We start from the raw sequence: 14,934 nt of genomic DNA, 5'->3' as shown, positions 1-14,934 counted from the left end.
CTCAACTCGGCAGGACCAGCCCCGCGACCGTCGACCGCGGCCCGTCACCAACTCGCGCGACATCCACAGTTGCCAGGGTTATTGGTCAATCGATCGACATGGCGAGAGGTGGTGAATTACATTGGAAGATAACGTGTTCAACGATCTACCCCTGCTGCTCGCGGTACCGCACGCGGCGAAGCTTCTGGGGATCAGTCGAGCTGCGGCCTATCGGCTCGTCGCTTCCGGCGAGCTGCCGGTTCGTCGGCTCGGCGGGCGCATCTACTTGGTGACGGCGGGTCTACGGGACGTGGTGGCTTGATGAAGGGTTCGGTGTATCGGCGGGGCGCGAAGTGGTACTACAAGTTTCGGCTGCCACAGCGAGATCCCTCGACCGGCCAGTTCCCGTGGGTGACCAAGGGTGGCTACGACACCGAGCGTGACGCGTGGGAGGCCTGCCGCGAGGCAATGCGCGATGCCGACCGCAATCGGATCGTGCGGCCGTCGCAACAGACAGTCGGCGACTTCGTCACCGACTGGCTGACGGCGGTGCAACCGGCGCTTGACGCCTCCACGTGGCGCAGCTGGAGCGACTATGCCCGGTGGTACGTCATCCCCCACATCGGCGGTGAACGACTTCAGTCGCTCAATGAGCCGGTGCTGCTGCAGTTTTACGCGATGCTGCTGGCCAAGGGCCGGGTGAAACCGAACAACGACGCGGTGATGTACACCCATTGGGCGAAACTGATCGCCAGCGGCAAGCCGCCACCGACGCCCCGCGAGCTGTCCACGGCGTGCGGCACTTCGATCCACGCCGCGCGTGACGCCGTCCGACGCTACAAGGCGGGCCTGACTCCCCGGACCCTCACGCAAGGCCTCGCCCCCAAGACGGTCCGCAACATTCATTCGTTCCTGCACCGGGCACTCGCCGATGCCGTCGCCTGGAAATACATCTCCGAGAACCCGGCGAGCAACGTCAAGCCGCCCCGCAACCCACGAACCCGCCGGCACGTGTGGAAACCCTAGGAGATTCGGACCTTCCTGGCCTCGGTGCGGGAGGACCGCTTCGCTGCAATGTTCCTCTTGGAATTGACCACCGGGATCCGGCGGGGGCAGATCTGCGGACTCAAATGGTCGGCGGTCGATCTGGATGCCGGAAAGGTGACCGTGCACGACAACCGGGTGGTTGTCGGTGGCCAGGTCGTCGAGAAGGCAGGGGGCAAGACCCGCAACGCCGACCAGACCATCTCCATCGACAAGACGACGGTGGGTGCCCTGCGGCAGTGGCGCGCCCAACAGGACACCGAGCGGGAGTTCTTCGGCGCCGCCTACCACCCGGGTGACTTCGTGTTCACCTACCCCGACGGCCGTCCTCCACATCCGGATTCGATCCGCCAGCGCTTCGAACGTTTGACGGCCAGGGCTGGGTTGTCCCGCATCACGTTTCACGGTTTGCGCCACACCTACGCCACCGGCGCGCTGCGGGCCGGGGTAAGTCCGAAGATCGTCAGCGGGCGCATCGGTCACGCGAACATCGGCTTCTTCCTGGAGACCTACGCCCACGTGCTCGACAACGACGACAGCGAAGCGGCTGAGCAAGCCGCCGCCTTCCTGCTCGGTGACAGCTGGACCGGCAGCGACGATGCGCCGGCGAATCTCCCTCCGCACGATATAACGTAGAGGTTATACTGGTGTCGAAGCGTTGGGACGTGATCCTGCTCGACGAGGTCGAACAGTGGTTCTTCTCGCTCGACAGGGAGACGATGGCGGCGGTCACCGGTGCCATCGACCTGTTGGAGCTGGAGGGGCCGACACTGGGTCGGCCGGTCGTCGACAAGGTGAACGGCTCGAAGTTTCACAGCATGAAGGAGCTGCGCCCCGCCGGCACCAGCATCCGCGTCCTGTTCATCTTCGACCCGGCCCGGCAGGCGATCCTGCTCCTGGACGGCGACAAGGCAGGCGACTGGAAGCGCTGGTACGACAGGAACATTCCGATCGCGGATGCACGTTTCGAGAGCTGGCTGGCGACCGAGCACGGAGGGCAATGACCATGGCGCGCAACTGGCGGGACATCCGCGCGGACGCGATCGCGCAGGGTGCCTTGGATGCCGAGCGGGCCGGTGCGGCGCGTGAGGAGATGCGTGAGGCCGTCCAGGCGCACCGCCTGGCCGAGATCCGCAAGGCGCTGGGTCACACCCGCCAGGCAGACGTTGCAGCTCTCATGGGCGTCTCTCAGGCCCGCGTCTCCAAGCTGGAGAGCGGCGACCTGTCGCACACCGAGTTGGGCACGCTTCAGGCGTACGTCGCCGCGCTCGGTGGACAGCTTCGGATCGTGGCCGAATTCGGTGACGACACCGTCGAACTCACCGCCTGACTCAGGGAGCGGCTGGGATAAATCGATCTGGCTACGCCGGGTATTGCGGGATATTGACTGCGTTCAGCCGGACTCTGACGATCCGCATCCATGTCGAATCGTAGGCAGAAGCATTCAGCGTATTTCGCGATAATTGTTATCTCGGGGGGTCGAGTGGCAACCTCGCGTTCTCACGATGCCCGCACTACTTCCGGGCACCCATTTCGCCTTTCCTGTGGTCGTTGCGCACGAGACGACCGATTGATGCTGGCAGGCAGACGTCTCTACGCGCGCAGGCTCGGGCACCGAAACACGTTCGCGCGCGAAATCCCTGCTCGCTGAGGGCTGCTCACGTCTTTGGCTTGCGGAGCAGACCTGAGACCCCAGCGAGGAAAAGCGCGGCCAGTGCCCACAATGCGAGCTTGACGGCGGTCAATTCGATAACCAGCCAGGGTGCGTTGGGAGCAATCTTCCAGTCGGTGTTCTTGCCAGCGGCCGGCGGAAGCACTGTGTTGATTGCGAACGTTAGGGGCTGTAAGCACGGGTAGTCTGAGTGCTCGTCGCAGGCTGTCTGCGCCGTGACCGGCTTCGGCGGCGATGTGCTGGGGTGCGCAATTTGTCTTGCTGCTGCGGCCCGGTCGGTTTCGACGATGTGGGCCTCGCCCATCCACACCATGCCGGTGGCGGCGCCGACAAGAATGACCATGCTAACAATGGCCAACAACGGGTAGTAGCCGTAGCCGGCAACACAGCAGTAGAGCGCTCGCACCATCCGCGTCAACAGCGGAGATTGTCCCGTCACCTTGTTTTCGGCGGCAATTCGCAGTCTGCGCGCGCCAGCGGGGTCGCCGTTGCGCTCGTAGACATCGGCCAACGTGTACCACGGCTGGACGGCGATCGACGGGTTCCTGCGGCGCAGCCATGAAGTCCATCGGACCAACCGACAGGGATGCTTGACGGTCGGATCAAGCCAGCCGCGGGCAGTTTTCCAGTTGCCGCGGAGCGGCCCTCGGAGGTCGTCGATCTCCCAGCCGGTCGCTGTCAACGGAGATGGAGGCGGCCGGTATGCGCCGCCGACGTCGCAGTCGGCTTCAAGGTCGTCAATCCTGGCTCGGTTCAGGCACACTCCTCCGTCGAAAATCGCGGGGGTGAGTACCAAATGCGCAATGGTGGCTGACTCTAGGTCCAACGTCCACTCTTGGTCGTTGTCCAACATGCGCCCTTGGTCGCTGTCCATCGTCTGCTCGCGACCGCTACCTAGAGCAGCACCGCTGAGATCTAGTCGAATACCAACAACCAGGTTGTTCGCGCGGAAAGTACCTGTAATTTCGCACGGCAGAGATTTTTTCGCATACCCCTCGCCACCCAGCACGCTGCCAACCACATGCATACTGTCGAAGTCGATTGCGTATGGTTGCGGGTCCGCCTCGGCGCCATCATTCTTAAGAACCGCACCCTCGAGGTTCAAATCTCCGCCAATACGAGCGCCGCGGGCACGGACCGCACCGATAACTCTGAAACGGGATAGCGGCTCTTCAGCGTCTTCGCGCCTGCAAGCAAAAAAGTCGCCGCCGACCTGCGCGTCATCTAGTTGAAGGGCGCATTGCGTAGGGTTTTCATCTGTGGGCGGGCAAACGAGCGTCGCGCCGGACATGTCCAGGTCCCGCCCGATCGTGATGCCGCGGGCCGAGACCTCGCCGTGGACGGTAAACGGCTTCCTCTCGGCGTTTGCCTGATCGGTTGGCGTCTGATTGGCAGCCGTCGCATCGTGCTCTGTCGTGTTCTCCTCGAATCCAGCGAGCAGATTGCCGGCGATGCTGGCGCCGTCGAGCCAGAGAGCTCGACCGTAGTCGCCTTCCTTGTCACCAAGCTTGGTGAGCTGGGCGCTGCAGAGGTAGATGTCCCGGCCAACGCTGATACCCAAAGCGCGTACCGTGCCCTCTGCGGTGAAATTCCCCTCTGCGAATATGTGCCGGCCGATCTGTGCGTTGTCGAGCGTCAACGCGTCGCCAAGCGCGTTCTTCAACTCGGCCCCGTGAAGATTGAGATCGCCGCCGATCGATACCCGAAGCGCACGAACCTCGCCCACGGCGTCCAAGGGTTTCAGGTCGACACCATCGGAATCCTTATCGACGCTGGCGCATAAGTCGCCGCCGATCTTCGCGCCATCAAGGATCAAAACGCCTAGTTCAACTGGATCCCGGAGGACTGCCCCACCGAGGCTAAGTTGGTCGCCGATCGAGACACCGGTCGCCGAGACGGCGCCGCTCGTCTTGATGCCGGCGAAGACGCTTAGGGCGATCCGAGCATCGTTAAGAACTAGGGCGTATTGGTCGAAGTCGCTGAGACTAGGCGGGAGTGTCACCTTTGCGCCAGTGAGCTTGAGGTAGCCACCGACACTCGATCCCACCGCGCTGACTGTGCCGGTGGCTTCAAATCCCTTTTCAGCGAACAAATCGGTGCCGATACGCGCGTAGTCGAGGGTGAGGGCTGCACAACGGGTAGCGGTCTCAGTTGGGGTGTTGAAGACGTCACCACAGCCCGGTTCGCACTCGCTGGGCGGGTTGACAACTACGACACAGCTGGATTCGCACTCGCTGATAGATTCGCACTCACTGAGCAAGTTTGCCACCTGGCCGTGACGCCGGCTTGGCCTGAATTGGGGCTTGATCTGGGCGCCAGTCATATTGAGTTGACCACCGACAGTTGCACCAACGCCGCGGACTTCACCATATGCGCGGAAGCCTCGCCCGGCAATTACATCGCCGTCGATCTCCGCTCCATCGAAAATCATTGCACACAGACCGGATTCAACCGCGCGGAAATTCTTGAGGTCGGCAGGGGCTGCCAGTACCGCAGTGGTCATTGTGAGATGGCCGCCGATCTTCGCGCCGTCAAGCCGGATGGTTCCGGACGACGAGAAACAGCGAGTGACTTTTCCATCCGCGCCAACACTGCCTTTGACGAGAGCGCTTCCGGTGATTTTTGAGTTATGGAGGTCGAGGGCAACCTTGTCGGGGTGATAGAGGTGTGCCCCAGACAAATCGAGTCGCCCTTTGATAACGACCCCTGGGGCGTGAATCCCCCCGTTGACGTTTACCTTGGTGAGAGTCAGTTCACGGAGTTCGGCGTAGCGCGCGGTGAAACCGCCCTCCAGCACGCACTCAGAAAAGTGCAGGCGGTGGTCAAATCTCAAATAGTCGAGGTCGAGGGGTTCCGCGAACATCGCGGCCCGGATTTCGATGCCGCGGCGCGGAAAGCGAATGTCTGGATCCGTCATCACCGCGCGCACTGCCGCTGCGGGCATCACCCCCCCATCCGGCCACTTGTCAGGCTCACCGAGGTTGGAGTGCTTTCCGGGCGCAAGGTCAAGCGGCGCTCCAGCGGTGACGCAGTTCTTCAGCTTGTCAGTCCACCCGTCGACGTCATCAGGAAGTGTCACAACGACGACCAATCTTGCCCAATAGCGGCCACGCCAAACCCACAACGAGCGGGACGGATCCGCTCATCGCCAGGCCCTCGCAGGTGCGCGCCCTCGACCCATACTTACGCTTCTTGCCGTCGCCGTTCGAACCGGCCCATTCGTCGCTTTGGACCCGCGCCGCGTCCCAGACGCCCGCCGACGTTGCACAGTCACCATTTCGTTCCCCGGAGCCTGAGATTCAAATTGACTTGCTCGACAAATTAGACAGCGGATGCGCCGCCAACGAACGCGTCTTCACAGGAATTATCAGGACACTCACAGTAATCCCGATTACTCAGGAAAATGGCTCTACAACCATGGTCGTGATTTGCTCAAGCTTGCAATGAGTTTCACCGCCGAGCGCGCCCATGGACGGCACGGTTCGATTTGGACCTCGGCCATGTTGCCCTCTGGGATCATTGCTCGTTGGCCGGTCGGTTGTCGCCGTCCGGTCCACCGCGCAAAGGGATTCGCGCGATGACCTTCTGGATATAAAGCGCATCTGCCCCGGCGCACGGTCACGTCCCCGCACTGGCAACCGCCAGCAGTCGAAAGCCGCGCATCGTCGCCGAATCGGTGACGACGCCGTCGCACTGACCGCCTGAGCAAACACCCGACCCGCAGCCCCAGGCCCGAGTTCAACGCGTGCTGACCGCCCTTTTGGACGCTCCGAGCCCGTAGTTAGACAGCCTTATGTTCCCAAATATGTTCCCAAATGGCATGAAAATGGCCCCCGGAGAATCTCCGGGGGCCATTTCCGCTGGTAGCGGGGACAGGATTCGAACCTGCGACCTCTGGGTTATGAGCCCAGCGAGCTACCGAGCTGCTCCACCCCGCGTCGGTGAACGCAACGTTACCCAACGTCGACCAGTGCTTCCAAATCGAGTGCTCAGAGGCATATTCGTTGCCCTGGGAACGATGTCGGGCGCGGCCGCGGCAGCCGTCTCACGAACCCCCAGCACGTCGTCACGAGTTCGTCACACGCCCCCGGTATTCACTTGCGTCCCAGACCAGAAATCGACAGGCTCGACAGAGATGAAACGAAAACACGCCACCCGCTTCGCCGCGGCCACGATGATCACCGCGGCCACCCTCGGGCTCACCAGCTGCGACAACGAATCCGGCCTGGACACAAGCAAACCCGCCGCATCGATTCCCGCACTGCCCGGCGTGAGCGCCACCACCACGACCACGAAGACCAAGCCCGCCTCCGCGCCCGTCGACTACACCCGCCTGCTGCTGCAGGCCCGCGACATCTCCGCCACCGGCGACGCCTACGTCGACCAGCCGCCGACCGCCAACCCCGACAGCCGGCCCGGCGCCGAGGTGCTGTTCGTCAATGAGGAGCAGACCAAGGCCGTCAGCATCCTGCTCGTCGCTCTCGACAACCCCGCCGACGGCCCGTCTGCCCTCGCCGAGGCGCAGGCCGGCCTCAAGAAGGCCGTCACCCCGGGCCCGCCGCAGTCCTCCATCGTCGGCACGGGCGGCACCGTCGTCGCGGGCAACTCCCCCGACGGCACGAAGTCAGTGAGCGTCCTGCTGTTCACCGAAGGCTCCACCCTGGCCCGCATCGAGTTCGATGGCCTGCCCGGCCAGCCCGCCGGGGCCGACTTCGTCACCAACGTCGGCCAGAAGCAGGCCATCGCCCTGCGCGTCGGCCTGCCCACGCCCTAGCGGCGCGCAGGCACCGGCACCCGCATCAGATCCTCGGCCACCACTAGCTCGCCGGAGAACACCCCAGCGGCCTCCTCGGCATACCGCGCAGCGGCGTCTACGTAGCGCTGTGAGAAGTGCGTCAGCACCAGTGTGCGCACCCCGCACTCCGACGCCACTGCGGCCGCCTGGCGCGCCGTCAGGTGCCCGTACCAGTGCGCCAGATCCTCGTCCTCGGTCAGGAACGTCGCTTCGATCACCAACATGTCGGCGCCGTCGGCGAGCGCGTACACCCCGTCGCAGAGCCGGGTGTCCATCACGAACGCGAACCGCTGTCCGGGCCGCGGCTCGCTGACGTCGGCCACAGCTACCACCCGGTCGCCCACCCGCAGCGTTCCGGCGCGTTCCAGTTCACTCACGGCCGGTCCGCTGATCCCGAAGTGGGACAACAACTCCGGGATGAAGCGCCGACCGTCCGGTTCAACCAGCCGGTATCCGAACACGTCGGTCGAGTGCTCCAACGCAGCAGCTTCGAGTACACCGAACGGGCCGGTCGCAACCACACCCGCAACCGAAACCGGCTCCTCCCGCACCTCCACGCGGTCGTAGAACACCGAGGCGTGCCGCAACCGCTCGAAGTACTCGCCACCCGAGGCCGGGAAGTGCGCAACCAGAGGGTGATTCACCTGATCGAGTGACGCCCGCTGGATGATGCCGGGCACCCCGAGACAGTGATCGCCGTGAAAATGCGTGAGGCACAACCGGTTCACCGCACTAACCGACACCCCGGCCAGCATCATCTGCCGCTGGGTGCCCTCGCCGGGATCGAAGAGGATGCCCTCGTCGTCCCAGCGCAGTAGGTAGCCGTTGTGGTTGCGGTAGCGGGTCGGCACCTGACTGGCGGTGCCGAGCACAACCAACTCACGCATACCGCGCCGTCGCTATTTAGCCGACTCGTACTTCTTCATCGCGTCGTCGAGGCGTTGCAGCGCATCACCGTAATCGGCGAAGTTGCCGTTCTTCTGGGCCTCCTGCACCGCGCCCAGCGCCGTCTCGACGTCGGTCAGCGCGGCAGACTTGGCCGGGGACAACGTCGTCGGGACACCCGGCGTGGCCGGCACCCCCGCCACCGGCGTCGGCACCTCAGGCGCACTGCCCGGCACCGGAGCGGGTGCCGCAGGCGGGCGAGAGCCCGGTGGCTGACCACCCGGCGGCGGGGTCGCCGGCGCGGGACCAGTGGCCGTCGCGCCCGCGCCGGCACCGAAGATGCCGTCGAGCGCGGTACTGACCGTCGGGCCGTAGCCGACCTTGTCGTTGTACATCATCGCCACGCGGATCAACCGTGGATAGGACGACGCGGCATCACTGGAGCCCGGCGAGGCGTACACCGGTGACACATAGATCAAGCCGCCCTGCCCGACCGGCAGGGTCAGCAGATTGCCCCACCGTATTCGGTTCTGGTTGTCGCGGCCGATCACACCGAGGTCTTGGCTGACCGCGGTGTCGGTGCTGATGGCGTTGAACGCCAGCTTCGGACCGTTGACCTGACCTGGGATGGTCAACACCGTGATCCGGCCGTAGGTGTCCGGATCGGAGCTGGCACTGATGTAGGCGGCCAGGAAGTCGCGCCGGAACCGGTTCATCGCACTGGTCAGCTGGAACGACGACGAATCGGTATTGCGGGCAAGATCTTTGGCCACGATGTAATACGGCGGCTGGTAGCTGCTGGCCGTCGGGTTGGGATCCAGCGGCACGTCCCAGAAATCCGAGGTGGAGAAGAACGTCACCGGATCGTCGACGTGATACTTGGCCAGCAACATGCGCTGAACCTTGAACAGATCCTCCGGATAGCGAAGGTGCGCAGCCAGATCCGGCGTGATGTCACTCTTCGGCTTGACCGTGCCCGGGAACACCGCCATCCACGCCTTCAGGACCGGATCGCTCTCGTCCTGGGCGTAGAGGGTCACGGTGCCGTCGTAGGCGTCGACGGTGGCCTTGACCGAGTTACGGATGTAGGACACCTGCTTGTCCGGAGCCAACCGGTTGACCGCCACCTCATTGGAGTCCGCGGTGGCCGACGACAGCGACGTCAACTCCGAGTACGGATAGTTGTCCAGGGTGGTGTAGCCGTCGATGACCCACACCATCCGCTTGTTGACGATGGCGGGATACACCGTGCTGTCGGTGGTCAGCCACGGCGCCACCGCCTCCACCCGCTGAGCGGGGTCGCGGTTGAACAGGATCTTGCTGTTGCTGCCGATCACGTTGGAGAACAAGAAGTTCCGCTCGGCGAACTTGGCGGCGAACACGCTGCGCGCCAGCCAGTTGCCGATCGGTACGCCACCGGCGCCGGTGTAGGTGTAGTTCTTGGTGTCGGTGTTGGTCTCGTAGTCGTACTCGCGGTCGGCGCCGTTCTTACCCACGATCGCGTAGTCGGCCGCGGTGTTGGAGATGACCGGACCGAAGTAGACGCGCGGCTGATCCAGCGGTGCCGGGCCGGGCGAGACGACATTGCCGTTGGCGCCGACGACGCTGGCCAGGAACTCCGGATAGCCGCCATTCTGGTTGGGGTCGTTGGCGATTCCGCGCACCGTGTTGGCGGGCGAGGCGATGAAGCCGTTGCCGTGGGTGTAGACGGTGTGGCGGTTGATCCAGTCCCGCTGGTTGTCCTGCAGCCGGTCCGGGTTCAGTTCGCGGGCGGCGACCACGTAGTCACGCAGCTCCCCGTCCGGGCTCTTGTAGCGGTCGATCGACAGCTGGTCGGGGAAGTAGTAGAAGTTCTTGCCCTGCTGGAACTGGGTGAACGCCGGGCTGATGATTGTGGGGTCCAGCACCCGGATGTTCGAGGTGGTCGCCCGGTCGGAAGCCACCTGCTGCGCAGTCGTCGGTGCGGTGCCGCTGTAATCGCGGTAGGTGACATGGTCACCGGTCAGGCCGTACGCCTGCCTTGTCGCGGCGATACTGCGACTGATGTATTCGCTTTCCTTCTGCGCGGCATTGGGTTTGACGCTGATCTGCTCCACGACCAGCGGCCAGCCCGCGCCGACGATCAGCGAGCTCAGCAGCAACAGCACCAAACCGATCGCGGGGATTCGCAGATCGCGCAGCACAAGTGCGGAGAACACCGCGGCCGCGCAGATCAGGGCGATCGCCAGCAGGATGAGCTTGGCCGGCAGCACGGCGTTGATGTCGGTGTAGCCGGCACCGGTGAACGGCTTACCGCCGCGGGTGTGGCTGAGCAGTTCATAGCGGTCGAACCAGTAGGCGACGGCCTTGAGCAACACCAGCGTCCCGATCAGGGCCACAAGTTGAATGCGGGCCGGGCGGCTCAGCACGCCGCTGCGGCCGGCCAACCGGATACCGCCGAAGATGTAGTGACCGATCAGGTTCGCCAGGAACGCCAGGAACAGCGCGACGAACAGGTACGACAGCACCAGCCGGTAGAACGGCAGATCGAAGGCGTAGAACCCGAGGTCCTTGCCGAACTGCGGGTCGGTGATGCCGAAGTCACCACCGTGCAGGAACAGCTGCACCCGTGCCCAATAGCTCTGGGCCACCGCCCCGGACAGCACACCGATGACCGTGGGCACCCCGATGCCGAACAGCCGGAGCCGGGCCATCACCGCGGTCCGGTAGCGCGCCACCGGATCATTCGGTCCGACCGTTGGCACGAACACCGGCCGGGTGCGGTAGGCCAACGCCAGTCCGGCGAAGACGATCGCACCGACCGCCAGGGCGGCCACCAGGAACACCACCAGGCGGGTGACCAGCACGGTGGAGAACACCGAGCGGTAGCCCAGCTCGCCGAACCACAGCCAGTCCACGTAGGTGTCGACCAATCGTGGCCCCACCAACAACAGCGCGACGACCGTGAGCGCAATACCGATCAGAATCCGGCTGCGCCGAGTCAGCTTCGGCATCCTGGCGCCGGGCCGCATACTCACCTGTCAGGCTCCTGAGTTTTGTCGGGCGGCCGCGCCGCGCCGAGGCAGCAGTACGGCCACAACTCTACGCATCCGGGCAGCGGTGCGGTCCTGCAGCAATGCGCTAACAGCTGGGCGGACGCCCGCCGGAGGTCAGCGTGTGCAGCGAATCGACGGCGGTGCTCAACGTGTCGACCTTCACCAACTCCATGTTGTCGTCGCGCATGGACTTGGCCTCGTCGCAGTTTTCGGCAGGCACCAGGAACACACTCGCCCCGGCCTCCTGAGCGGCCAGCATCTTGTGGGTGATGCCGCCGATCGGGCCCACCTTGCCGTCCGCGCTGATCGTTCCGGTGCCGGCGATGAACTTCGATCCGTTCAGATCGCCGGTGGTCAGCTTGTCGATGACGGCGAGGCTGAACATCAAGCCGGCCGACGGGCCGCCGATGTTGGCCAGGTTGAAGTCGATCTTGAACGGTGCCCACGGCGCGTCGAGCACCGCCACCCCGAGATAGCCGTAGTCGCGATCTTGGTTGTTTCCCAAAGTGATTCGCGCGACGCCCGGCGGACCGTTCTTGCGGCGGTAGTCGATGGCGATTTCCTGGCCCGGCTTGGTGGCCTTCAACAGCGTGGTGAACTCCGCGAGATTCGCTACCGGCTTACCGTCGACGGCGTCGATCGCGTCGCCGTCCTGCAGCTTGCCCGCCGACGGCCCCGGATCGTTGACCTTCTCCACCCGCACCGCCGAGGGGTATTTCAGGTACCCCAGCGCCGCGTACTCCGCGCTGTCCTCGGACCGCTTGAAGTCGGCGTCCTGATCCTTCTCGACGTCTTCGCGCGACTTGTCCGGTGGGAACACCAGATCGCGCGGAACCAGCTGTTCGCGACCCGACACCCACAAGGTCAGGGCCTGCCCCAGCGTCAGCCCGTCGCGCTGGGCGACGGTGGTCATGTTGAGGTGACCCGACGTGGGATGCGTTTCGGTGCCGTCGATGGCCACCACCGGCTTGCCGTCGACCTCGCCGAGCGTGTCGAACGTCGGGCCCGGGCCCAGCGACACATAGGGCACCGTCACGACCGCCAGCAGCACGCCGAAGACGACGATCGGCACGAGCGCCGTCAGCAGCGTCAGAATCCGCCTGTTCACGCCGCCAAGACTAGATGCGGCGGGCAGGAGCGAAGCGACCCGGGGAAATAGCCGAAGCCCCCGGCCGCCCCGGTTCACTGACAGCGGATCGCCTCCTTCCGCACCCTCGGCCCAGCATGAGTACGGTTGAGGCATGCCTGACCAGCCCTTCGGCTTCTCCGCGGGAGACGACCCCGACCGCGACAAGCCGAAAAAGGACCCGAACCCCGGCCCCGGTGACCCGTTCGGCTTCGCCGGCGGCGACTTCAACATGGCCGACCTCGGTCAGATCTTCACCAAGCTCGGCCAGATGTTCAGCGGCGCCGGCAACCCGATGGCCGGCGGTTCGGGACCGGTCAACTACGACGTGGCCCGCCAGCTGGCGTCGAGCTCGATCGGCTTCGTCGCTCCCATCCCGTCCGCCACCAGCACCGCCGTCGCCGACGCCGTGCACCTGGCCGACACCTGGCTCGACGGGGCGACCGCGCTGCCCGCCGGGGCGACCAAGGCCGTCGCCTGGACCCCCAACGAGTGGGTCGACGGCACGCTGGACCGCTGGAAGCGTTTGTGCGACCCGATGGCCGAACAGATCTCGTCGGTGTGGGCGCAGTCGCTGCCCGAGGAAGCCAAGGCCATGGCCGGTCCCCTGATGGCGATGATGACCCAGATGGGCGGCATGGCGTTCGGCTCGCAGCTGGGCCAGGCGCTCGGGAAGTTGTCGCGCGAGGTGTTGACGTCGACCGACATCGGCCTGCCGCTGGGACCGACCGGCGTGGCCGCCCTGATGCCGGAGGCCATCGAGACGCTGTCCGAGGGCCTCGAGCAGCCGCGCAGCGAGATCATGACGTTCCTGGCCGCCCGCGAGGCGGCTCATCACCGGCTGTTCAGCCATGTGCCGTGGCTCTCCAGCCAGCTGCTCAACGCCGTCGAGGCCTACGCCAAGGGCATGAAGATCGACATGAGCGGCCTCGAGGAGCTCGCGCAGGGCATCAACCCGGCCGCGCTGACCGACCCGGCCGCCATGGAACAGCTGCTCAGCCAGGGCATGTTCGAACCGAAGGCGACCCCGGAGCAGACCGCGGCGCTCGAGCGGCTCGAGACCCTGCTGGCGCTGATCGAGGGCTGGGTGCAGACCGTGGTGACCGCCGCACTCGGCGAACGCATTCCCGGCACTGCGGCGCTCTCGGAGATGCTGCGACGCCGCCGGGCCACCGCCGGGCCGGCGGAACAGACCTTCGCGACCCTGGTCGGGCTGGAACTGCGGCCCCGCAAGATGCGGGAGGCCGCCGCACTGTGGGAGCGGCTCACCGACGCCGTCGGCATCGACGCGCGCGACGCCGTGTGGCAGCACCCGGATCTGCTGCCCAGCTCGGCCGACCTCGACGAGCCGGCCGGTTTCATCGACCGGATCATCGGCGGCGACACCAGCGGCCTGGACATCGACGCCGCGATCGAGGAATTCCAGAAGGCCACGGAGTCCGGGGAGGACGACAAAAAGCCGGAGTCCGGGGAGGACGACAAAAAGCCGGAGTCCGAGAAGGACGACAAAGACGGGCCTGTGGATAGCTGAGCCGCGCTGCACCCTCCTGGTGCCACAGTCGGCAGGTGCTCTACGCGCTCGACCCGGCGATGCCGGTGCTGTTGCGTCCCGACGATGCGGTGCAGGTCGGCTGGGATCCCCGCCGCGCCGTGCTGGTTCGCCCGCCTGAGGGAGTGACGCCGGCCGCGCTGGCCAGTCTGCTGCGCGGCATGCAGGTTCCACTCGGCAAGACCGAACTGCGGCGACTGGCCGCCACCCACGGGCTGGCCGAGAGCCTCGACCAACTGTTGGATGCACTCGAAACCAGCGGCGTCGTCCGCGGCCGGGCCCGCCCCACCGCCGCGCGCGCGTTGTCGATCCGGGTGCACGGCAGCGGCCCGCTGGCTGAGCTTCTCGTCGAAGCGCTGCGCTGCTCCGGGGCGCGGATCGCCCAGACCAGCCACACCGGCGCCGCGCTGTCGACGGCCCGCGCCGACATGGTCGTACTGACCGACTACCTGGTGGCCGATCCCCGGCTGGTGCGCGACCTACACACCATCGGCGTCCCGCACCTGCCGGTACGGGTGCGCGACGGCGCCGGGCTGGTCGGCCCGCTGGTGATTCCGGGGGTGACGAGCTGCCTGGGCTGTGCCGACCTGCACCGGACCGACCGGGACGGCGCCTGGCCCGCAGTGGCCGCACAGCTACGGGACGTGATCGGGACAGCCGACCGTCCGACCGTTCTAGCAACCGCCGCCGTCGCGCTCGGGCAGTTGCAGCGCATCATCACCGCGGTGCGCGGACAGGAAGCGGCCGGCGCTCCCCCGACGACCCTGAACACCACCCTGCAGGTCGATGTGAGTAACAACACGATCACGGCTCGCCGCTGGTCACGGCATCCACGCTGTGAATGCTGAC

General features: G+C 65.5%; 12 protein-coding genes and 1 tRNA gene. 8 read left to right on the top strand and 5 right to left on the bottom strand.

The features are described 5' to 3' along the window. The first annotated feature begins 121 nt into the window (after positions 1-121). Genes G6N32_RS06980 through G6N32_RS06965 form a run of 5 tightly spaced genes read left to right on the top strand, consistent with a single transcriptional unit; the run spans position 122 to position 2,353 of the window. Positions 122-301: a helix-turn-helix domain-containing protein gene (locus tag G6N32_RS06980; protein ID WP_232077543.1), complete on the top strand. Its 180-nt coding sequence runs from the start codon at positions 122-124 to the stop codon at positions 299-301. Then, a complete protein-coding gene (locus G6N32_RS28750) occupies positions 301-1,005 on the top strand; it encodes a hypothetical protein (protein ID WP_232077542.1) in 705 nt (234 codons plus the stop codon). The genes G6N32_RS06980 and G6N32_RS28750 overlap by 1 nt, the downstream gene beginning before the upstream one ends. A gap of 48 nt (positions 1,006-1,053) precedes the next feature. Beyond that, positions 1,054-1,659 carry a tyrosine-type recombinase/integrase gene (locus G6N32_RS28745; RefSeq protein WP_264028670.1) on the top strand — a complete coding sequence of 202 codons (606 nt, stop codon included), beginning with the start codon at positions 1,054-1,056 and terminating at the stop codon, positions 1,657-1,659. A 29-nt stretch (positions 1,660-1,688) separates the two neighbouring features. Then, the gene (locus G6N32_RS06970; RefSeq protein WP_115316631.1) at positions 1,689-2,027 is read left to right on the top strand and encodes a type II toxin-antitoxin system RelE/ParE family toxin; all 339 of its coding nucleotides are present in this window, start codon (positions 1,689-1,691) and stop codon (positions 2,025-2,027) included. After that, entirely contained in the window at positions 2,024-2,353 is a 330-nt protein-coding gene (locus tag G6N32_RS06965; RefSeq protein WP_115316632.1) for a type II toxin-antitoxin system RelB family anti-toxin, read from the top strand. The genes G6N32_RS06970 and G6N32_RS06965 overlap by 4 nt, the downstream gene beginning before the upstream one ends. Positions 2,354-2,681: 328 nt before the next feature. On the opposite strand, the gene G6N32_RS06960 is transcribed toward G6N32_RS06965, so the two are convergent. Both G6N32_RS06960 and G6N32_RS06955 read right to left on the bottom strand, forming a co-directional pair. Next, entirely contained in the window at positions 2,682-5,774 is a 3,093-nt protein-coding gene (locus G6N32_RS06960) for a hypothetical protein (RefSeq protein ID WP_115316633.1), read from the bottom strand. A gap of 782 nt (positions 5,775-6,556) precedes the next feature. After that, positions 6,557-6,633: transfer RNA gene (locus G6N32_RS06955), tRNA-Met, on the bottom strand. Positions 6,634-6,830: 197 nt separating this feature from the next. Here G6N32_RS06955 and G6N32_RS06950 point away from each other — a divergent pair. Beyond that, positions 6,831-7,469 (top strand): hypothetical protein, encoded by a 639-nt coding sequence (locus tag G6N32_RS06950; RefSeq protein ID WP_115316634.1) that lies wholly within the window; start codon positions 6,831-6,833, stop codon positions 7,467-7,469. On the opposite strand, the gene G6N32_RS06945 is transcribed toward G6N32_RS06950, so the two are convergent. The 3 genes from G6N32_RS06945 to G6N32_RS06935 all read right to left on the bottom strand — a co-directional run bounded on the left by G6N32_RS06945 (position 7,466) and on the right by G6N32_RS06935 (position 12,518). Continuing rightward, positions 7,466-8,377, bottom strand: a complete 912-nt coding sequence (locus G6N32_RS06945) for a ribonuclease Z (protein ID WP_115316635.1) — start codon at positions 8,375-8,377, stop codon at positions 7,466-7,468. The two genes, G6N32_RS06950 and G6N32_RS06945, sit on opposite strands and share 4 nt — an antisense overlap. Positions 8,378-8,389: 12 nt before the next feature. Further along, entirely contained in the window at positions 8,390-11,392 is a 3,003-nt protein-coding gene (locus G6N32_RS06940) for a UPF0182 family protein (RefSeq protein ID WP_115316636.1), read from the bottom strand. A 103-nt stretch (positions 11,393-11,495) separates the two neighbouring features. After that, positions 11,496-12,518, bottom strand: coding sequence for a YlbL family protein (locus G6N32_RS06935; protein ID WP_115316637.1), 1,023 nt, complete (start codon positions 12,516-12,518; stop codon positions 11,496-11,498). Positions 12,519-12,651: 133 nt separating this feature from the next. Between G6N32_RS06935 and G6N32_RS06930 the strand changes: the two genes are divergently transcribed. Continuing rightward, complete coding sequence (locus G6N32_RS06930) at positions 12,652-14,067, top strand: zinc-dependent metalloprotease (protein ID WP_178059237.1); 1,416 nt, start codon at positions 12,652-12,654, stop codon at positions 14,065-14,067. Between the two features lie 59 nt (positions 14,068-14,126). Next, positions 14,127-14,933, top strand: coding sequence for a TOMM precursor leader peptide-binding protein (locus G6N32_RS06925; RefSeq protein ID WP_115318770.1), 807 nt, complete (start codon positions 14,127-14,129; stop codon positions 14,931-14,933). Position 14,934: the final 1 nt, after the last annotated feature.

This window comes from Mycolicibacterium aichiense (assembly GCF_010726245.1).
Classification (GTDB): Bacteria; Actinomycetota; Actinomycetes; order Mycobacteriales; family Mycobacteriaceae; genus Mycobacterium; species Mycobacterium aichiense.
The sequence above is the reverse complement of the archived record's forward strand: the minus strand, read 5'-3'. Positions and strand labels throughout refer to the sequence as shown.